Below are 21,595 nucleotides of genomic sequence, written 5' to 3'. Positions count from 1 at the left end.
GGGCCGCTCCGTACGGCGATCACTCCGTCCGGGGGTCGGTCGGTACGTCCCGCGTGTCGTGACGGGCCCCGTGGGCAGCGGAAACGTATCTGTGCATGCATGACCACTGACATGGAACACCTGTTGAACGTACGTCTGTGCGAGCGATTCGGTGATGCGGCCGACTGGGCCGAGGTCACGTCCCTGACCGCCTCCCACCTCCGGGCCGTCGTCTCGGCGCTCGGGCCCGAACACGCCGTGACCTTCCTGACGGCGGCGCGTCGCGCCCTCGACGAGGAGGAATCCCGGGCAGGAACGATTCACCTGGGCTTCGGGGCCCACCTCTGGACCCACCTCGAAGACACCGCCTGGAGCCCGTCGCCCCTGGCCGGGACCTCGGCCTGGGACGCGATGCTGACCATGCACCGCCTCTCCGTCCTGGCCCCCGACCCGGGCCTCGCCGCCCACCTCGACGCCGCCCTGGACGCCTGCCGCCACCGCCTCGTACCGGCGGTGGCCGGGTTCTGACCCACGCGCCGCCGACCGCGCCGACACCCCCGAGGCCTTCGCCGACCCGCCGGCCTCGGGGCCCGCTCCGTCGTGAACGGACCACCGACGACGGCGCCGCCCGGTCCGCCCGCCTATCCGCTCGACGGCCATCTGCACATACGGCGCGCAACCGCCTGACACCGTCCGCGGGGGACGCAAGCGCCCGGGATCGACCAATCAACCGTCAGTCGATCGAAATTCGATCAATCGACAGGATTGCATTGACTCGATCACCAGGCGCACCTAGCTTCTGGCCGCACCCGACCGCCAGAAAGGTTGTTGCGTCATGACCGACAGAGCTTTGCCCGCACGGAAGGTGAGGGGCCGTGGGCTCCTCGCCGTCGTCCTCGCGTTCGGCGGAACCGCCGTCCTCACCGGCGCGCCCGCCGCGGCCGCGGGAAGCGTCACCTATGTGGACTGTTCGCAGGCGGCCGCCGGGGACGGCAGTCAGGCGGCGCCGTTCAACAGCATCGGACAGGCCAACGGGAAGACGTACGGACCCGGCGACACGCTCGCCTTCGCCGCCGGCACCGTATGCACCGGCGCCCTCGCCCCGCGGGGCAGCGGCACCGCCGCCGCGCCCATCGTCCTCACCGGCTACGGCACCGGCGCCCTGCCCGTGATCGACGGCGGCGGCGCCCCCGACGCCGTCTCCCTCACCAACCAGGACCACTGGCGGATCAGCGACCTCCAGATCACCAACCCCGCCATCACCCTCGCCCGCCGCACCGGCCTGCGGATCTCCGCCACCGACGGAACCGCCCACAGCGGCTTCGACATAGGCGGCCTCGTCATCGACCGGGTCGCCGGCCAGACGAACAAGAACAGCCCGACCACCGAGGACTACGTCCAGTCCGCCGGCATCGTCACCGGCGCGAGCGGCACGAACTCGACCCTCAACGACGTCCACGTCCACGACAACCGGATCAGCAACACGGGCGGCGGCGGCCTCAAGATCCGCGTCGGCGCCATGGCCGTCAAGGGCACCGGAGTCCTCATCGAGAACAACGTCGTCAAGGACGTCGGCGGCGACGGCATCATCGCCAGCTACGCCGAAGACCCCATGATCCAGTACAACAACGCCTCCGGCGTCGGCAACGGCGTCTACCCCTTCTCCGGCGGCAACTTCGCCGGCGTCTGGGTGCTCGGCGACCACAACCCGACCATCCAGAAGAACGCCGTGTACGGCATCACGCGGATGTCCGTCGCCGACAGCCAGGCCTTCGACTGCGACTGGGGCAACACCGGCACCTGCACGATCCAGTACAACTTCAGCCGCGACAACATCGGCGGCTTCTTCCTCGACTGCGACGGCTGCGGCACCATCGGCGCCGCCCAGCAGGTCATCCGCTACAACATCTCCGAGAACGACTGCCGCATGAGCAGCGTCAGCGCAGGCCGCTCCGCCCTGCACATGTACAACAACGTCCTCTACTGCACGGACAAGAAGTTCAGCATCACGCTCCCCGACGAGAGCGTCGTCGAGAACAACATCTGGGTGGGGACCACCGACTCCCGGCTGCCCACCGGCGCCGGGATCTCCTGGCTGTGGAACGTCTTCCAGGGCGTGCCCCGGCCCACCGCCAACGGCATCGCCGGCGACCCGCGGTTCGTGAACCCCGGCACCGGCGGCGACACGATCCACTCCGTCGACGGCTACAAGCTGCGCGCCACCTCACCCGCCCTGAACAACGGCTCCGTGATCAGCGGCAACGGCGGCCGCGACTACTGGGCGAACCCGGTGAGCGCCACCACGAAGCCGCACCGCGGCGCGTACAACGGACCCGGCCTGTAAGGGCCTCGGGCGCCGAGGACGGGCGGGGTCCGTCCTCGGGCCGCGCTCACGGCGCCACGTGGTAGTACCGGGTACAGGAGAGGACCATGCCGTCGTCGGCGATCGTGAAGACGTCCACGAAGCGCAGGTCCTGCCCGTCGGTGCCCGGCACCACGCGGCGCCCCGTGGCGACCACGCTGCGGTCCTGTCCCACGACCCGGTCGATCTCGTAGCGGGCCCTCGGCACCGAGTGCCCGAAGTGGGTGTGCAGGACCGCCGGGCGCCCGTGGAACGGAGGCAGACCCGGCAGTTCGAGGACCACGCCGTCGTGCAGCAGGGAGGCGCACGAGTCCAGGTCACCGGCGTCGAGGTAGTCGTAGACCAGGCGGACGTGGTCGATTCCTGCGGCGGTGACCAGGTCGGCCGGCCCCGGCAACCCGGTGCTCGTGTCATCTTGGCGGTTCAACGGCTGAGCCCCTTTCAGTCTCGGCCAGGATTCTGGGGGGAGCCGCCAACTCCGCGTTATCCCCCCTCTATCTCCGACCGGGATCTTCACGGCATGGACAGGGCGGGGGTGGTTGTGGAGACTGTCCTCACTCGGACCTGACGTGTCAACTCGTTTCTTTGGTGGGGGAATCGGTGACGGACGACATCGGGGACAGATCCCAGGAACTCCCGGACATGTCGCCCCTCGCCTTCCGGGTCCTGGGACCGCTGCAGGTCCACGGCCCCGACGGGCCGCTGCGGCTTCCGCCCGGGCGCCAGGAGGTGATCCTCGCGGCGCTGCTCCTGGAAGTGAACCGGGTGGTCAGCACCAACCACCTGGTGGACCTCATCTGGGAGGACAACCCGCCGGAGACCGCCCGCACCCAGGTGCAGATCTGCGTGTCGCGGCTACGGAAGCTCCTCGCCGGAGCGGACGGCGAGGTCTCGATCACGACCCGCCCCCCGGGATACGTCCTGCACACCGACGCGGCGAACGTGGACGCCGCACTCTTCACCGACCTCGTCTTACGGGCCCGCCGACTGCGTGAGAAAGGCGAACTCGACTGGGCCGTACGGTTGTTGAGGGGCGCCGTGACGCTGTGGCAGGGCGACTGCCTGCCCGGCCTCGACAGCGGCCCGCTCGCCAACAAGGCACGCCAGCTCAACGAGGAACGCCTGACCGCCGTCGAACTCCGCATCCAGCTCGAACTCGAACTCGGACGGTACGACGGGCTCGTGGGCGAACTGCAGAGGCTCACCCACGAACACCCCCTGCGGGAGAAGCTGCGCGGCCAGCTGATCCAGGCCCTGTACTGGTCCGGACGGCAGGCCGAGGCCCTGGAGGCCTTCCGCACCGCACGACGGTTCCTCGCCGAGGAACTCGGCCTCGAACCCAGCCGGGAGCTCAGGGAACTCGAATCGGCGATCCTCGCCGGCCGGCTCCCCGCGCCCACCGGAGCCGTACCGGTACCCGCAGTCGTACGCGTACCGGAGGAGAAGGCGTCCCCCGAGGAGCCGGCGCGGCCCGCGGTCGTGGAGTCCGCGGAGGACACCGAGACGACCACCGCGCCGTCCGCAGAATCGGTTCGGCAGGACGCCGTGCCCCACCAGCTCCCCGCCGCCGTCGCCGACTTCGTGTCCGACGCCGGCCAGCTCGCCGCCCTCGAAGAGGCGCTGACCGGACGACCCGGCCGCACCACCGTGGGACTCGCCGCCATCACCGGAAAGCCCGGCACCGGCAAGTCGACCCTCGCCGTGCACGTCGCCCACATGCTCTCCGAGACCGGCTTCCCCGACGGCCAGCTCTACTGCGACCTGCGCGGCACCACCGGCACCCCGGCCACCCCCGAGGAGGTCCTCGGACGGTTCCTGCGCGCCCTCGGCATCCCCGGCCAGCTCATCCCGGAATCCCTGGACGAGCGGGCCGAGATGTACCGCACCCGACTCGCCTCCCGCCGCGTCCTGGTCGTCCTCGACGACGCCGCCGGCGAGGGCCAGGTGCTGCCGCTGCTGCCCGGCAGCCGCGGCTGCGCCGTCCTCGTCACCGGCCGCGCCCGCCTCACCGCCCTGCCCGGCGCCCACCGCGTGGAACTCGACGTGCTCGCCGAGGACCGCGCCCTCGAACTGCTCTCCCGCATCATCGGACGCGAGCGGGTCGCCGGCGAGGCCGCGGCCGCGGAGGCCCTCGTCCGCACGGTCGGACGGCTCCCGCTGGCCCTGCGGATCGTCGCCGCCCGGCTCGCGGCCCGCCCGCACTGGACCCTGGCGTCCATGGTGCAGCGCCTCGCCAACGAGCGGCACCGGCTCGACGAACTCACGCACGGCGAGATGACGATGCGCGCCAGCCTGTCCCTGACGTACGAGGGCCTGGCACCGGAGGACCGCCGCCTCCTTCGCCTCCTGAGCATGGCGCAGGCACCGACCCTGCCGAGCTGGCTGGCGGGCGCCCTGCTCGACGACCGCCGCCCCTTCCCCTCGGACCTGATGGAACCGCTGGTCGACGTGCAGATGCTGGACGTCGCCGGAGTCGAGCGCACCGGCGGCTTCCGGTACCGCTTCCACGAGATCATCCGCGTGTACGCACGGGAACAGCTCGCCGCCCACCACACGCCCGAGGAACGGCAGGAGGCCCTCGCCCGGATGGCGGGCGGCTGGATGCACCTGGCCCAGCAGGCCCACCGGAAGGTGTACGGCGGGGACTTCACCGTCCTGCACGGCGACGCGCCCCGCTGGGAACCCCCGGACTCGTACACGGACGAGGTCCTCGCCGATCCGCTGGCCTGGCTCGACGCGGAACAGGCCTCCCTGTGCGGGATGGTCGAGCACACCGCCGACGCGGGCCTCCACGACCTCAGCTGGGACCTCGCGACCTCGCTCGTCACCCTGTTCGAGGTGCGCGGCCACTACGACCTGTGGGAGCAGACCCATCTGAGCGCCCTGGCCGCCGTCCGCAAGGCGGGCAACCTGCGCGGCACCGCCGCGATACGCGCCTCGCTCGGCTCGCTCTACATGAGCCGCAACCAGTTCGACACCGCCCGGCAGGCCCTGAACTCGGCGCTCGACGTCTTCCAGGCGCTCGACGAGCCGATGGGCGAGGCACTGTGCCGCCGCGACATGGCCCTCATCGCCCGCAGCAGCGGCGACGACACCTCGGCCCTCGAGCTGTACCGGAGGTCCCTGGCCGACTTCGACCGGGCGGGCGACGTCGTGGGCCGCGCGATCGTCCTTACCCAGAGCGCGCACATCCGGATGCGGCAGGGCGAGATCGCGGCGGCACAGAGCCAGTTGGACGAGGCGCTCGACATCTACGAAGGGGTCGGCTACACCGGCGGCCGCGCGAGGACACTGCGGCGCGTCGGACAACTGCTGCTCGAACAGGGCCGGAGCGACCTGGCGGTCCTGACCTTCACGGAAGTGCTCGAACTCTGCCGGGATTCCGGCGACGTGATTGGAGAGGGCCATCTGCTCCGCGACCTGGGCCACGCGTTCGTCATCATGGGGCGTCCCGACCGGGCCAGGGACTTCTACGACCGCGCGGTGACCGCGCGGGAGGGCGTCATGGATTTTAGCGGTGGCGCACTGGCGCGCCTGGACCTCGCCCGTCTCCTCGACGCGGAGCCGGGGCGCTCCCGGGAGCTGCTCGTCCCGGCGGTCGAGGTGTTCCGCGAGCGGCGGATGGGCCGGGAACTCGCGGAGGCGGAGAGACTGCTCGCGACCGGCTGCTGAGGAGCGGGCCGGCCTGACGAAGGTCAGTCCCAGGGGTTGTTGTCGGTGCTGCACGTGGTGATGGGCGTGCCGGTGGCGTCGACCGTGGTCGTGCAGACCGGGGTGGTGCTCGTCGTGGTGCCCGTCGTCCCGTCGGCCCAGCTCGCCTGGACGCCCACCCCGGTCAGGATCACGATCAGCGCGGCGGTCACGGCGGCGCGGACGGAGGTGCGGGCGGCGGTGGTGGAGGAGTACGACATCGGATCCTGCCTCTCGGTGGTGTGCGGCGTTTCCTTCTGACCACCAACCTAGGAACAAGCGGATTCACGGCACCGCTCGCTGCCTTATCACCCCGCTATCACGGAACGGCACCCCACTCGCACCCCTATCACGGGCGTGTATGCCGCTATCGCCCGGCATCCTCGCCCGTTAGTGCCGCGATGCCCCCTGAATAGTCGCGTCCGGAGCATGGATCCCAGCAGACGGCGAGGCGCAGCCCCCGGTCGGCGGCCCGACCGGGCCGTCGACCGGAGGGCCCGCCCCAACTCGACGAGCGGGAGCTTCTCATGACGACCAGTCTCTCCCCCGAGGACACCGTGACGGCCACCGCCGCACTCGGCACCCTCATCCGCGGCCACCGGCTCCGCATCGGCCTGACCCAGCAGGAGCTGGCGGACCTCTCCACCATCAGCGTCCGCGCCATCCGCGACCTGGAGAAGGGGAAGGCACAGCGACCGAGAGCCGACACGATCCGGCTGATCGCCGACGGCCTGCGCCTGGGCCCCCGGGCCCGTACGGCCCTGGAGGACGCGGTACGGCGCGGCCACCGGGGCGGCACCGGGACCCGGCACTTCGCCGCCGAACGGCCGGCCCCGCCCGTACCGCTGCACCCGCTGATCGAGAGGGACGCCGAGGCCACCGTCCTCACGGAGGAGCTGCGCTCCGGAGCCGAACGGCTGATCACCGTCGTCGGCCTGACCGGCGTCGGCAAGACGAGACTGGCCCTGGAGGCGGCGGCCCGGCTGCACGCCACCGGCTTCCCGGTCCTCTGGCACACCGCCCCCGGGGCGGTCGCCGACTGCCTGCCGGCCGACGACGAGCAGCTCGCGGCCCTCACGGCCGACTGCGCCGCCTTCCTGCACGGCGACGGCCGGGCCGACGAACTGACCCCCGAACTGGCCGGCGCCCTCGGCGACCGCGCCGTGCTCCTCGTCCTCGACGGCGTCGACACCGCACTCCTCGACTTCCACCGCCTGAGCCGACTGCTGCGCGAACTGCCCGGACTCCGCCTCCTCCTCACCGCCGACGAACCCTGGAACGTCCCCGGCGAACGCCTCTTCCTCCTCTCCCCGCTGGAGGCACCCGACCCGTCCGACGGCATCCGCTCCGACGCACCCGCCGCCCGGTTCCTCCTCAGCCGGCTCCGCCACGTCCGCCCCGACATCGTTCCCGACGACCGCGTCCTCGCGGACGTCGCGTGGGTCAGCCACCGGCTCGACGGCCACCCGCTCGCACTCTCCGCCGCGGCCTCCTGGCTCACCGTCTGCGACCTGCCCACGCTGCGCGGCATCGTCGAGTCCGACCCGGCGCCGCTGCTCGACCACCTGGCCGACGGCCGCTCCGGCTCCCGGCTCCGCGAGCGCGTCGCCCGCACCCTCGCCGCGCTCCCCGACGGCCACCGGGAGCTGATCGGCGCGCTGTGCGCCGCGGGCGAGGGCGAGTTCGTCCTGGAGGACGTCGTCCGACTGACCGGCATGCCCCTGCCGCACTGCGGCCGCACGGTCCGCGACCTGCTGGTCAGCGGCGTGATCCGGGCCGGTACGGGCGGCGGCCGCTCCGCGTTCCGCGTGCTGTGCGTGGTACGCGCCCTCGCGGCGACGGCGACGGCGACTGCGAGGGCGACCGCGCCCGCGCCCGTGTCCGTGACGACCGGGGTGCGCACGCCGGTCCGGTGAGCGGCACCCGTACGACCGGCGGGCCGCCGCCGACCGCCGTACGACTGCCGGAACCGCTGCCGCATCCCCGTACGGCCGGTGGAGTCCGTACGACTGCCGGAACCGCTGCCGCCCGACTGCCGCCCCGCCGCCGAACCGCTGGCGTACCGCCGCAGCAACTGCCGCTCCCCGCCCCGGCCCACGGGTTGTATGGCGACTGCCCCGCCCGAGCCCCTCTCCTCCCTCTCCTCCGCCGTGACTTCCCCAGGAGCCCCCATGCCGTTCGACACGCCCGTCGCACCCGCTCCGGCTGCCGTCCGGTTGCCGCTCTCGGTGGCCCAGCGTGACATCTGGACGGCACACGCCCTCGACCCCACCGGCGTGAAGTACAACGTCGCCGAGTGCCGCGAGATCAACGGCCCCGTCGACCCGGAGCTGATGGCGGCCGCCTGGCGCCGGCTCGTCGAGGAGGCGGACTTCCTCCGCATCCGCCGCTTCGAGGACGACGGGGAGCAGGTGTGGCAGCTGCTCGACGCCGACGCCGGCTCGCGCAGCCTGCCGTTCACCGACGTGAGCGCCACGGACGACCCGGAGCGCGAGGCCTGGCGGCTGATCGACGCGCTGATCTGCGCCCCCTTCGACCTCACCGACCAGCCGCCGGTCCGCTGCGCGCTGATCAAGCTCGGCGAGGAGAGGTACTTCTACTTCTACGGCTTCCACCACCTGGTCGTCGACGGCGTGGGCGTCTCGATGGCCCTCGCACGGCTGGTCGAGCTGTACGAGCAGGCCGTCGCGGGCGAGCCCTGGGGGCCGTCCCCGTTCGGCAGCCTGGCCGAACTGCTCGCCGAGGACGCGGAGTACCGGCGGTCCGAGGAGGCCGCCGCCGAGCGCGCCGCCTGGCGGGAGCACCTCGCCGGAGCGCCGGACGCCCCCGCCGGCCTCGTCCGGGGCACGGGCCGGGCGGCGGCCGCGCACGGCGGCCTGCCCTTCGCCCGCCGGAGCGTACGGGTGTCCCCGGCGGACGCCGACCGGCTCCGCGCGGTGGCACGCGGCGAGCGCGCCTCCTGGTCGGTCCTCCTCGTCGCCCTGTTCACGGTCTACCTGCACCGCGTCACCGGACGGACCGAGCTGACGATCGCCCTGCCCGTGACCGGCCGGACGTCCCGACGGGCGCGCAGCACCCCGGGAATGTCGTCGAACGTCGTCCCCCTGAGGCTCCGGGTCCGGCCCGAGGAACCGCTCGCCGCACTGGTCCGCTCGGTGGGGGCCGAGGTCAAGCACGGTCTGCGCCACCAGATGACCCGGTACGAGGACCTGTGCCGCGACGCCGGTGTCATCGACGGCGCCCGCAGGCTGGCCGCGCCCGTCCTCAACATCATGGGCTTCCACGCGGAGCTCACCGTCTGCGGCCACCCGACGGTCAACCACAACGTGAGCAACGGCCCGGTCGACGACCTCAGCGTCGCCGTGCTCGACCTGGGCGCCGCGAACGGCCTGCGCATCGACTTCGACACCCCCGTCGAGGGCGTCGACGTGACGGCCGTCGCCGCCCACCAGGACCGGTTCGCCGCCTTCCTGACCACCGTCCTCACCGCCGAGCGACCGACCGAACGCCGGGTCGCCGACCTGGACGTCCTGTCGGAGGCGGAGCGCGAGCTCCTGACGGGCCGGTGGGCCGGACCGCTCGCGGACGCGGTGGACACGACGCTCGTGGAGCGGTTCGAGGAGCAGGCGGCACGGTTCCCCGACGGGGTCGCGCTCATCGACGAGGCAGGCGAGGTCACGTACGCCGAACTGAACGCCGCCGCCAACCGCTGGGCCCGCCACCTGCGGACCCGCGGCCTCGGGCGCGGCGACATGGCCGGCGTCCTCCTCGAACGCGGCACCCGCTTCGCCACCGCTCTCCTCGCCGTCCTGAAGACCGGCGCCGCCCACGTCCTCCTCGACCCGGACTTCCCCGACGACCGGCTGCGCTCGGCGGCCGCCGACGCCGGCATCAGCCACCTCGTCACCCGCCCGGTGCTCGCCGAACGCGTCGAAGGCCCCTGGGCCACCCACACCGAGGCCCCCGGCGAACTCCTCTCGTACCACCCCGGCAACCTCGGCGTGCCGCTCGGACCCGACGACCCCGCCTGCCTGATGTTCACCTCCGGCTCGACGGGCCGGCCCAAGGCCATCCTGTCCTCCCACCGCAACCTGGTGGCGACCCTGATCGGCCAGCCCTACCTCCCCGCGGGCCCGGACCAGGTCTACCTCCAGTGCTCGCCGGTGTCCTGGGACGCGTTCAGCCTGGAGTTCTGGGGAGCGCTCCTGCACGGCGGCACGGCGGTCCTCCAGCCGGGACAGAAGCCCGAACCGGCCCTCGTGACCGAGCTGGCGCGCCGGCACCGCGTCACGACGCTCCTGCTGTCCGCCACCCTCTTCAACTACCTCACCGACGAACACCCCGAGGCCTTCGAGACCGTCACCACCGCCTTCACGGTGGGCGAGGCGGCCTCCCCGGCGCACGTCCACAAGCTCCAGCGGCTCAGGCCCGGCATCACCGTCCTCAACGGGTACGGACCCGCCGAGGTCATGATCTACGCGACCACCCACACCATCGAGGCCGGCGAACAGCCGCACCCGGTGATCCCGATCGGCACCCCGCTGGTCAACAAGCCCGCCTACGTCCTGGACGCGCAGCTGAACCTCTGCCCACCGGGGGTGAGCGGAGAGCTGTACGTGGCGGGCGAGGGCCTCGCCCACGGATACCTGGGCCGGCCGGACCTGACCGCCGCCCGCTTCGTACCGAACCCCTTTGCCACGGACGGCGGCCGGCTCTACCGGACGGGCGACCTGGCCCGCTTCGACCGGGACGGACGCCTCCTGTACGAGGGCCGGGCCGACGACCAGATCAAGATCCTCGGCTTCCGGATCGAACCCGGCGAGACCGAGGCCGCGCTCCTGACCCACCCTGCCGTGACCCAGGCCGTCGTCACCGTCCACGAGAAGCGGCTCGCCGCGTACGTCGTCGCCGACGGGGACACGGACCCCGACGAGATCCGGCGGCACGTGGCCGAGCGGCTCCCCGAGCACCTCGTCCCCACGTACGTGACCGCGCTCGACCGCCTGCCCGTCACCCCCAACGGCAAGATCGACAAGCGGGCGCTGCCGGCACCGACGACGGTCCTGGGAACGGACCGCGCCCCGCGCAACGAGACCGAGGAGATCCTGGCCGCCCTCTTCGGCCGAACCCTGGAGCTCACCGGCCCGGTGGGCATCGACGACAGCTTCTTCGCCCTCGGCGGCCATTCGCTGCTCGCGGCCCGGCTGACGAACCACATCGCCGAGGCGTTCGGCGTGCGCCTGACGATCCGGGACGTCTTCGGGCACCCGACGGTGGCGGGGCTCGCGGAACTGCTCGGTGAGCAGGGCGCCGTACGGGCCGTCCCGCCGCTGGTCGCGGGAGAGGGGGCCGGTGAACCGGCTCCGGCGTCGTTCGCGCAGCGGCGGTTGTGGCTGCTGTCGGAGTTGGAGGGGGACAGCGCGGCCTACAACGTGCCGATGGCGGTACGGCTGGAGGGCGCGCCGGACCGGGCGGCGCTGGAGTCCGCGCTGAGCGACGTGGTGGAGCGGCACGCTCCGCTGCGGACGGTGTTCGAGCCGGTGGAGGGCGAGCCGCGCCAGCGGGTCCTTCCGCCCGAGAGGGCGCGCGTGTCGGTGGACTGGCGTCGGGTCGACGCCGGTGCCCTGGAAGGGGAGTTGGAGGCAGCGGCGCGTCGTGGGTTCGATCTGGCTGTGGAGCTGCCGCTGCGGGCGGTGGCGTTCGAAGTGGCTGACGGCTCGGTCGTCCTGTCGCTCGTGGTGCATCACATCGCGACGGACGGTCTGTCGAATGCGGTGTTCTTCGCGGATCTGCAGCGGGCCTATGAGGCCCGGGTGGCCGGGGCCGAGGGTTCTGTCCTGGAGCCCTTGACCGTGCAGTACGCGGACTACGCGGTCTGGCAGCGACGGGTGTTGGGATCCCCCGATGACCAGGAGAGTGTGCTGGGCCGGGAGTTGGGCTTCTGGCGCGGGGCGCTGGAGGGACTGCCGGAGGAGCACGGGCTGAATCTGGACCGTCCGAGGCCGGCCAGGGCGTCTCATCAGGGCGGTCAGGTCGAGGTCGGGTTCGGTGAGGACCTCTTCGAGCGGGTGGCCGCTTTCGCGAGGGCGGAGGGGTGCACGCCGTTCATGGTGGTGCACGCGGCGCTGGTCGCGGCGCTGACCCGCCTGGGTGCGGGGTCCGATCTGGCGATCGGGACGCCGGTGGCGGGTCGTGGTGAGCGGTCGCTGCAGGACCTGGTCGGGTTCTTCGTGAACACGCTGGTGCTGCGGACCAGCACTGCCGGTGACCCGAGCTTCCGCGACCTTCTGCGCAGGGTGCGTACGGCGGACCTGGACGCCTTCGCCCACCAGGAGGCACCCTTCGACCTCGTCCTCGAAGCGGTCAACCCGACCCGGAGCCTGGCGCGGCACCCCCTCTTCCAGATCAGCCTCGGCCTGGAGACCGACGGCGGCCCCGCCTTCGAGCTGAGCGGAGTCCGTACGGGCCCGGTGGAGAAGTTCTCCAGCGGATCCGCCAAGTTCGACCTGGAGTTCTTCCTCCGCTCCGACGACGAGAAGGAGCTGCGGGCGACCGTCCTCTTCGCGGCGGAGCTGTTCGACGAGGCCACGGTACGGCGGATGGCGACCGTCCTCGGCGAGGTGCTGGCCCAGGTCCTCGACGAGCCGGGTCTGCGGCTGTCGGGTCTGGAGGTGCTGTCGGAGGCGGAGCGCGAACTGCTGACGGGCCCGTGGGCCGGACCGGCGGCGGACGCGGTGGAGACCACGCTCGTCGAGCGGTTCGAGGAGCAGGCCGCGAAGTTCCCGGGCCGGCCGGCCCTGGTCGGCGAGGGAGTTGAGGTCACGTACGCCGAACTCAACGCCGCCGCCAACCGCTGGGCCCGCCATCTGCGGTCCTGCGGCCTGGGGCGCGGCGACATGGCGGGCGTGCTGCTGGAGCGCGGGGTGGAGTTCGCGGCGGCGGTCATCGGGGTCGTCAAGACGGGGGCGGGTTACACGCTCCTGGACCCGGACTTCCCGGACGAGCGGCTCCGCTCGGCGGCGACCGATGCCGGCATCAGCGTCCTGATCAGCGAGCCGCGTCTTGCGGCACGTCTGAACGGGCCCTGGGACACGGCCTCTTGCTCCTCACGGCAGCTGGAAGACCTCAGCGGAGAGAACCTCGGCACGGAGCTGAGCGCTGATGACGTGGCCTGCCTGATGTTCACGTCGGGTTCGACGGGCCGGCCCAAGGCGATCCTGTCGTCGCACCGGAACCTGGTGTCGACGGTGAGCGGGCAGTCGTACGGGAACTTCGGGCCCGAAGAGGTGTTCCTGCAGTGCTCGCCGGTGTCGTGGGATGCGTTCAGCCTGGAGTTCTGGGGCGCTCTGCTGCACGGTGGGACGACCGTTCTGCAGCCGGGGCAGCGGCCGGAGCCGGTGCTGATCGGTGAGCTGTCCCGTAGGCACGGGGTGACGATGCTCCAGCTGTCGGCGAGCCTGTTCAACTTCCTGGTCGACGAGCATCCGGAGGCCTTCGCCACGGTCACCGTCGCCTTCACCGGAGGCGAGGCGGCCTCACCGGCACACGTCCACAAGCTCCAGCGGCTCAAGCCGGGCATCAGGGTCGTCAACGGCTACGGCCCGGCCGAGTCCATGGGCTTCACGACCACCCACACGATCGAGCCCGGGGACACGCTGATTCCGGTCGGCGCGCCCTTGGTGAACAAGGCCGCCTATGTCCTGGACCCTCATCTGAACCTGTGCGCGCCGGGTGTGACCGGTGAGCTGTATCTGGCCGGCGAGGGTCTCGCCCACGGGTACCTGGGCCGGCCGGACCTGACCGCGACCCGTTTCGTCCCGAACCCGTTCGCGGGGGCCGGCGAGCGGCTCTACCGGACGGGCGACCTGGCCCACTTCGACCGGCACGGCCGACTGCACTACGACGGCCGGGCCGACGACCAGATCAAGATCCGTGGCTTCCGTGTCGAGCCCGGTGAGACCGAAGCTGCGCTTCTGACGCACTCCGCCGTGACCCAGGCCGTCGTCACCGTCCACCACGAACAGCTCGCCGCGTACGTCGTCGCCGACGGGGACACAGACGCTGGGGAGATCCGGCGGCACGTGGCTGAGCGGCTCCCCGAGCACCTCGTCCCCACACATGTGATCGTCCTGGAGCGGCTGCCGCTGACCCCCAACGGGAAGGTCGACAAGCGCGCGCTGCCCGAACCGGCCCCCGTCGCCTCCGCCGGCCGTGCCCCGCGCACCCCGCTGGAGGAGACCCTCCTCGGCCTCTTCACCCGCACCCTCGACACCACCGCCGACCTCACCGTCGACGACGACTTCTTCCACCACGGCGGTCATTCGCTGCTCGCGGCCCGGCTGACGAACCACATCGCCGAGGCGCTGGGTGCGCGGCTGACGATCCGGGACGTCTTCGGGCGTCCGACGGTGGCGGGACTTGCGGAGCTGGTTGCCGGACGGGGGGCGGGAGAGGCTCTCCCGCCGCTGGTCGCGGGGGAGGGGACTGGTGAGCCGGCTCCGGCGTCGTTCGCGCAGCGGCGGTTGTGGCTGCTGGCTCAGCTGGAGGGGGACAGTGCGGCCTACAACGTGCCGATGGTGGTGCGGTGCGAGGGAGGGCTGGACCTCGGGGCGCTGGAGTCCGCGCTGAGCGACGTGGTCGAGCGGCACGCTCCGCTGCGGACGGTGTTCGAGCCGGTGGACGGCGAACCGCGCCAGCGGGTCCTGCCGCCCGAGCAGGCCAGGGTGTCGGTGGAACGCCGGCGTATCGGCGCCTCCGACGTCGACGCGGCGCTGGCGGAGCTGTCCGGGCGCGTCTTCGATCTGGCCGTGGAGCTGCCGCTGCGGGCGGTGGCCTTGGAGCTGGCTGACGGCTCGGTCGTCCTGTCGCTGGTGGTGCACCACATCGCGACGGACGGTCTGTCGAATGCGGTGTTCTTCGGAGATCTGCAGCGGGCCTATGAGGCCCGGCTGGCCGGGGTCGAAGGCTCTGTCCTGGAGCCCTTGACCGTGCAGTACGCGGACTACGCGGCCTGGCAGCGGCGCGTGCTGGGCTCGGCGGACGACCCGGAGAGTGTGCTGGGCCGGGAGTTGGGCTTCTGGCGCGGGGCGCTGGAGGGACTGCCGGAGGAGCACGGGCTGAACCTGGACCGTCCGAGGCCGGCCAGGGCCTCGCATCAGGGCGGTCAGGTCGAGGTCGACCTCGGCACGGATCTGTTCGAGCGCGTCGCGGTTCTCGCCCGCTCGGAGGGGTGCACGCCGTTCATGGTGGTGCACGCGGCCCTGGTCGCGGCGCTGACCCGCCTGGGTGCGGGGTCCGATCTGGCGATCGGGACGCCGGTGGCGGGTCGTGGTGAGCGGTCGCTGCAGGACCTGGTCGGGTTCTTCGTGAACACGCTGGTGCTGCGGACCAGCACTGCCGGTGACCCGAGCTTCCGCGACCTTCTGCGCAGGGTGCGTACGGCGGACCTGGACGCCTTCGCCCACCAGGAGGCACCCTTCGACCTCGTCCTCGAAGCGGTCAACCCCACTCGCAGCCTGGCGCGGCACCCCCTCTTCCAGATCTGCCTGGGCCTGGAGGTGGGCGGCGTTCCGGAGCTGCACCTGCCCGGGGTCCGTACCGCCGAGATCTCCGGTCTCGTCAACGGGTCGGCGAAGTTCGACCTCGAGTTCCTGCTCCGCTCCGACGACAGCCGGCGCCTGCACGGCGCGATCCTCTTCGCGTCCGAACTGTTCGACGAGGACTCGGTACGCCGCATGGCGTCGGTGCTCGGCCAGGTGCTGGTCCAGGTGCTCGACGACCCCGGCCTGCCGCTGGCGTCTTTGGAGGTGCTGTCGGAGGCGGAGCGCGAGCTGCTGACCGGACCGTGGGCCGGAACCGTCGCCGAGGTGGGTGAGGCCTCCCTCGTCGAGCGTTTCGAGGAGCAGGTCGTCCGCCGGCCGGAGAGGACGGCCCTGCTCGACGGAGACCGCGAAGTCTCGTACGCGGAGCTGAACGCGATGGCCAACCGGTGGGCCCACCACCTGCGGGCCCACGGCCTGGGCCGTGGCGACATGGCGGGTGTGCTGCTTGAGCGCGGGGTGGAGTTCGCGGCGGCGGTGATCGCGGTGGTCAAGACGGGGGCGGGTTACACCCTGCTCGACCCGGACTTCCCCGACGAGCGGCTCCGCTCGGCGGCGGCCGACGCCGGCATCAGCCATCTCGTCACGGCCCCGGCCTTCGCGGAGCGCGTCGACGGACCGTGGCAGACCCACACCGAGGCCCCTGGCGAACTCCTCTCCCGCAACCCCGGCAACCTCGGCCTGCCCCTCAGCCCCGACGACTCCGCGTGCCTGATGTTCACGTCGGGTTCGACGGGCCGGCCCAAGGCGATCCTGTCGTCGCACCGGAACCTGGTGTCGACGGTGAGCGGGCAGTCGTACGGGAACTTCGGTCCGGGCGAGGTGTTCCTGCAGTGCTCGCCGGTGTCGTGGGACGCGTTCAGCCTGGAGTTCTGGGGCGCGTTGTTGCACGGTGGGACGACCGTTCTGCAGCCGGGGCAGCGGCCGGAGCCGGTGCTGATCGGTGAGCTGTCCCGTAGGCACGGGGTCACGATGCTCCAGCTGTCGGCGAGCCTGTTCAACTTCCTCGTCGACGAGCACCCGGAGGCCTTCGCCACGGTCACCGTCGCCTTCACCGGAGGCGAGGCGGCCTCCCCGGCACACGTCCACAAGCTGCAGCGGCTCAAGCCCGGCATCAGGGTCGTCAACGGCTACGGCCCGGCCGAGTCCATGGGCTTCACGACCACCTACACCGTCGAGCCCGGGGACACGCTGATTCCGGTCGGCGCGCCCTTGGTGAACAAGGCCGCCTATGTCCTCGACGCACACCTGAAGCTGTGCGCGCCGGGGGTGACCGGTGAGCTGTATCTGGCCGGCGAGGGTCTCGCCCACGGGTACCTGGGCCGGCCGGACCTGACCGCGACCCGTTTCGTCCCGAACCCCTTCGCGGGGGCCGGCGAGCGGCTCTACCGGACGGGCGACCTGGCCCACTTCGACCGGCACGGCCGGCTGCACTACGACGGCCGGGCCGATGACCAGATCAAGATCCGTGGCTTCCGTGTCGAGCCCGGTGAGACCGAGGCCGCGCTCCTCACCCACCCCGCGGTCACCCAGGCCGTCGTCACCGTCCACCACGAACAACTCGCCGCGTACGTCGTCGCCGACAGGGACACGGACCCCGGGGAGATCCGGCGGCACGTGGCCGAGCGGCTGCCCGAGCACCTCGTGCCCACGCACCTCGTGGTTCTGGAGCGGCTGCCGCTGACCCCCAACGGGAAGGTCGACAAGCGCGCGCTGCCCGAACCGGCCCCCGTCGCCTCCGCCGGCCGTGCCCCGCGCACCCCGCTGGAGGAGACCCTCCTCGGCCTCTTCACCCGCACCCTCGACACCACCGCCGACCTCACCGTCGACGACGACTTCTTCCACCACGGCGGCCACTCCCTCCTGGGCGCCCGCCTCACCAACCACATCGCCGGTGCCCTCGACGTCCGGCTCACCATCCGCGACGTCTTCCAGCACCCCACCCCCGCCCGGCTCGCCGAGCACATCGAATCCCTGAAGACCGCGCCGGTGAGGAAGGCCCGTCCCGCCCTCCGCCGCCGCACCGCGACCGAGACGGTCTCCGAGACCGTCGCCAAGCCCCAGACCGCCACCGCCAACGCCACCGCCACAGAACGGATCAGCTGATGAACACCTCCCCGACCCCCGCCCCCGAGGACGTCGTCTGGGACCTGCCCGGCGACCTGCCGCACCGCCTGTCGCTGCTCGTGCTCCCGCACGCCGGAGGCAACGCGCACGCGTACAGCGCGTGGCGCGAGCACCTCCCGGCCGACGTACGGCTGCTCATCGGCCAGTACCCGGGCCGGGGCGCCCGCTTCAGCGAGGACCTGCCCGAGTCCGTCGACGACCTGGCGCTGCCCGTGGTCGACGCCCTTCCCGCGGACACCGGTGCCCTGGTGGTGCTCGGGCACAGCATGGGCTCCCTGGTGGCCTTCGAGGTCACCCGTGCGCTGCAGGCCGTCGGCCGCAGCCCGCAGGGCCTGATCGCCTCCGCCTGCCGGGCACCGGTGCTGCCCAACCAGTGCCCGGTGCACCCGGAGCGGCTCGACGACGACGAACTGGTCGCGGCGATCAAGGAGCGCGGCGGCACCGACGACGGCATCCTCGACGACGAGGAGCTCCGCGAGATCGTCCTGCCGTCCATCCGCGCCGACTTCGCCATCGACGACGCGTACCGGTGCACGGCCCCGGCCGTACGGCTCGACTGCCCGGTCGCGGTGTTCGGCGGGGACGCCGACCCGATCGTCCCGGTCGACCTGCTCGACGGCTGGTCCCTGGTGGCCGGGCACGAGGTCGTGCCCCAGGTGCTGACCGGCGACCACTTCTACTTCCAGCAGGACCTGCCTGGCTTCTTCGCCCGCCTGAACCCGGTCCTGGAGACCCTGTACGCCTCCGCCCCCAGCAACGCCTGAGCCCGCCGTCGTCACCTGATACGAGGAGACCACCCACCATGACCACGTACGCCCAGCGCCCGGCCGCCACCGGGATCACCGTCGTCCGGGAGCCCGGCAAGCCGGCCCTCGTCCACACCCCCGGCTTCGACACCATGGCCGAGGCCACCGCCTGGCTGTCCGCCCAGCTCCCCGCCATCCAGGCCGAACTGCACCGTTCCGGCGCGGTCATGCTGCGCGGACTTCCGGTGACCGACACGGAGACGTTCGCCGAGGCGAGGGACGTGCTGATCGCCCGGCGCGCCGGCTACAAGGAGAAGGCCACCCCGCGCAGCGACTTCGGCGAGGGCGTGTTCTCCTCCACCGACCTGCCGGCCGCCCAGGCGATCCGCCTGCACAACGAGAACAGCTACACCCTCGACTTCCCCGGCGTCCTGCTCTTCGGCTGCGTCACCGCCCCCGAGACCGGTGGCGCGACCACCGTCGGCGACATGCGCAAGGCCCTCGCCCTGCTGCCGCAGGACCTGGTCGCGCGGTTCGCCGAGGCCGGCTGGCTCCTCGTGCGCAACTACTCCGACCTGGCGGGCATGCCCTGGCGCAAGGCCTTCTCGTCGGACGAGCCCGCGGGCGCCGAGGAGTACTGCGACGCGAACGCGATCGGCTACGAGTGGCTCGACGAGGACACCCTGCGCACCCGCCAGCGCCGTTCCGCCGTCATCACCCACCCGGTGACCGGCGAACGCTCCTGGTTCAACCACTTCGCGTTCTGGAACGCCCGCAGCCTCGACGAGGACGTCCGCGAGGTCCTCACCGACACGTTCGGCGCGGACGGCCTGCCCTTCGACACCCGCCTGGGCGACGGCACCGTCCTCACCGACGCCGAGGTGGACGCGATCAACGACGTGTACCAGGCGGTCACCCTGCGGGAGAGCTGGCAGGCCGGCGACCTGATGCTCGTCGACAACATCCTCTGCGCGCACGGCCGGGAGTCGTACACCGGAGACCGGAAGATCGTCGTCGCCATGGGCGAGCCGGTACGGCTGTCCGACTGCTCCCCGACCTCCGCCCCCTCCACCACCCTGTACGGAAGGTGAGCCCCGCCATGACCGCCGTCCTCCCCGAGCGTTCCACTGTCGTACCGGCCGCCGCCCAGGCCCCCTCCGCCGCCCAGGCCCCCTTCGCCCCCCAGGCCTCCTCCGCCACCCCGGCCTCATCGGCCCCCTCCGTCTCGGAGGCCTGCTCCTGCGGCACCTGCGTCGCCGCCGGAACCGGCGCGGCGGACCTCCTGGCACGGTTCGCCACCGCTCCCGGCGGCCGCACCGCCGTCGTCGCCGGTGACCGCCGCCTCACCTTCGACGAGCTGCGCGCCGAGGCCGCCGTGTTCGCCGCCCGGCTCGGTGCCCTCGGCGTCGGCCCGGAGAGCGTCGTGGCGCTCTGCCTGCCCCGGGGCGCCGCCCTGGTCACCGCGATCATCGGCACGCTCACGGCCGGCGCCGCCTACCTGCCGGTCGACCCGGCGCTGCCCGCCGACCGCCGCCGCTACCTCGTCGAGGACTCCGGCGCCGACCTGGTGGTCCTGGACGGCACGGACGGCACGGACGGTACGAGTGGTACGGCCGGCTCCCCGGCCCCCGGTGCCCGCGCCGTGACGTTCGCCGAGCTGGCGGCCGCCCCGAGCGGTGACCCGGCCCCGTCCCCGTACACGCCCGTTCCGGTCACCGGAGACACGCTCGCCTACGTCATCTACACCTCCGGTTCCACCGGCCGCCCCAAGGGCGTCGAGATCGGCCGCGCCGCCGCCTCCCTGCTGCTGAAGGAACTGGAGGAGGCGGGCGCCGCCACGGGCGAGGGCCGCCGGGTCGGCTGGAACGCCTCCCCGTCGTTCGACGCCTCCGTGCAGCAGTGGACACGGCTCTGCCGGGGCGACACCCTCGTCATGATCGACGAGGAGACCCGCCGCGACCCGTCGCTGCTCGCCGCCTTCGTCGACGAGCAGGCCCTCACCGATCTGGACATCACCCCCTCGCACGCCGACCCGCTCCTCGACCTGCTCACCGAGGACGGCGGCCCGCGCCCGCTGACCCTCCTCGTCGGAGGCGAGGCGATCAGTCCGGCGCTGTGGGACCGGCTGGCCGCCGCCCACCGGTCCGGCCTGCTGCGCGCGCTCAACGTGTACGGTCCGACCGAGTGCACCGTCGACGCCACCGCCGGCTGGATCGACTGGCCGGGGGAGCCGCACATCGGCGCCGTCCTGCCGGGCCTCCGGATGCGCCTGCTCGACGAGAAGCTCGCTCCGGTCGGGCCGGGGGAGTCCGGCGAGCTGTACCTCGCGGGCCCGCGCGTGGGCCGCGGCTACCGCCGCCGCCCCGGACTCACGGCGGAACGTTTCGTCGCCGACATCGTCTCCGGTGACGCCCCCGGCGGGCGCATGTACCGCACCGGCGACCGCTGCCGGCTGCTCCCCGACGGCCGGCTCGTCTACCTCGGCCGCGCCGACGGCCAGGTCAAGCTGCGCGGACACCGCATCGAACTCCCGGAGATCGAGGCCGCCCTCACCCGCGAGGACGGCGTCGCCGAGGCGGCCGTGATCCTCGGCGAGGACGCCGGCGGCACCGCCTGCCTGATCGCCTACCACCGCGGCGGCGACGCCACCGCCCTGCGCGCCGCCCTCTCGGAGAGCCTGCCCGCCTACATGGTGCCGAGCGCGTACGTCGCGGTGGACCGGTTCGCCACGACGCCCAGCGGCAAGCTCGACCGGTCCGCACTGCCCACCCGGCTCGAAACCCCGGCGGCGGACGCGGAGCCCCCGACCACCGGCACCGGCACCGACGGCCTGAACGGCCGCGCGGAGGAGCTCATCGCCCGTGTGTGGACCCAGGTCCTGGGCGCCGCGTCGATCGGCCCGGACGGCAACTTCTTCAAGCTCGGCGGCCACTCCCTGCTCGCCATCAAGCTCGTCTCCCGCGTGCGGGCCGAGCTGTCCGTGGCGCTCCCGGTCAAGGCCGTCTACGCCCACCCGCGACTGCGTGACCTCGCCGCCCACATCGAGGAGCTGTTGGCCGCACGGGACGCCTGACCGCAGTCCCCGTCGCCGC

General features: G+C 72.5%; 10 protein-coding genes. 8 read left to right on the top strand and 2 right to left on the bottom strand.

Features of this window, described 5'->3' with window-relative positions; all coding sequences use genetic code 11:
- The first annotated feature begins 123 nt into the window (after positions 1 to 123).
- Positions 124 to 507 (top strand): hypothetical protein, encoded by a 384-nt coding sequence (locus SVTN_RS02025; RefSeq protein ID WP_159026408.1) that lies wholly within the window; start codon positions 124 to 126, stop codon positions 505 to 507.
- Between the two features lie 307 nt (positions 508 to 814).
- Entirely contained in the window at positions 815 to 2,323 is a 1,509-nt protein-coding gene (locus tag SVTN_RS02020; RefSeq protein ID WP_052498863.1) for a right-handed parallel beta-helix repeat-containing protein, read from the top strand.
- Positions 2,324 to 2,369: 46 nt separating this feature from the next.
- On the opposite strand, the gene SVTN_RS02015 is transcribed toward SVTN_RS02020, so the two are convergent.
- Positions 2,370 to 2,768, bottom strand: a complete 399-nt coding sequence (locus SVTN_RS02015) for a nuclear transport factor 2 family protein (RefSeq protein ID WP_052498862.1) — start codon at positions 2,766 to 2,768, stop codon at positions 2,370 to 2,372.
- Positions 2,769 to 2,983: 215 nt separating this feature from the next.
- On the opposite strand from SVTN_RS02015, the gene SVTN_RS02010 reads away from it, so the two are divergent.
- Positions 2,984 to 6,013, top strand: coding sequence for an AfsR/SARP family transcriptional regulator (locus tag SVTN_RS02010; protein WP_041133444.1), 3,030 nt, complete (start codon positions 2,984 to 2,986; stop codon positions 6,011 to 6,013).
- Between the two features lie 23 nt (positions 6,014 to 6,036).
- On the opposite strand, the gene SVTN_RS02005 is transcribed toward SVTN_RS02010, so the two are convergent.
- A complete protein-coding gene (locus SVTN_RS02005; protein ID WP_041127524.1) occupies positions 6,037 to 6,252 on the bottom strand; it encodes a hypothetical protein in 216 nt (71 codons plus the stop codon).
- A gap of 306 nt (positions 6,253 to 6,558) precedes the next feature.
- Here SVTN_RS02005 and SVTN_RS02000 point away from each other — a divergent pair, with 306 nt between their 5' ends.
- The 5 genes from SVTN_RS02000 to SVTN_RS01980 all read left to right on the top strand — a co-directional run bounded on the left by SVTN_RS02000 (position 6,559) and on the right by SVTN_RS01980 (position 21,576).
- Entirely contained in the window at positions 6,559 to 7,947 is a 1,389-nt protein-coding gene (locus SVTN_RS02000) for a helix-turn-helix domain-containing protein (protein WP_041127523.1), read from the top strand.
- Between the two features lie 255 nt (positions 7,948 to 8,202).
- Positions 8,203 to 17,736 (top strand): non-ribosomal peptide synthetase, encoded by a 9,534-nt coding sequence (locus SVTN_RS01995; RefSeq protein WP_078908147.1) that lies wholly within the window; start codon positions 8,203 to 8,205, stop codon positions 17,734 to 17,736.
- Complete coding sequence (locus SVTN_RS01990; RefSeq protein WP_041127522.1) at positions 17,736 to 18,521, top strand: thioesterase II family protein; 786 nt, start codon at positions 17,736 to 17,738, stop codon at positions 18,519 to 18,521. The genes SVTN_RS01995 and SVTN_RS01990 overlap by 1 nt, the downstream gene beginning before the upstream one ends.
- A gap of 38 nt (positions 18,522 to 18,559) precedes the next feature.
- Positions 18,560 to 19,594 (top strand): TauD/TfdA family dioxygenase, encoded by a 1,035-nt coding sequence (locus tag SVTN_RS01985; protein WP_041127521.1) that lies wholly within the window; start codon positions 18,560 to 18,562, stop codon positions 19,592 to 19,594.
- A gap of 8 nt (positions 19,595 to 19,602) precedes the next feature.
- On the top strand, positions 19,603 to 21,576 hold the full coding sequence (locus SVTN_RS01980) for a non-ribosomal peptide synthetase (RefSeq protein WP_041127520.1): 1,974 nt from the start codon (positions 19,603 to 19,605) through the stop codon (positions 21,574 to 21,576).
- Positions 21,577 to 21,595: the final 19 nt, after the last annotated feature.

Origin of the sequence: Streptomyces vietnamensis, assembly GCF_000830005.1 — a bacterium.
Lineage (GTDB): Bacteria > Actinomycetota > Actinomycetes > Streptomycetales > Streptomycetaceae > Streptomyces > Streptomyces vietnamensis.
Note: the sequence above shows the minus strand (reverse complement) of the source record. Positions and strands in the feature narration are given on the sequence as shown.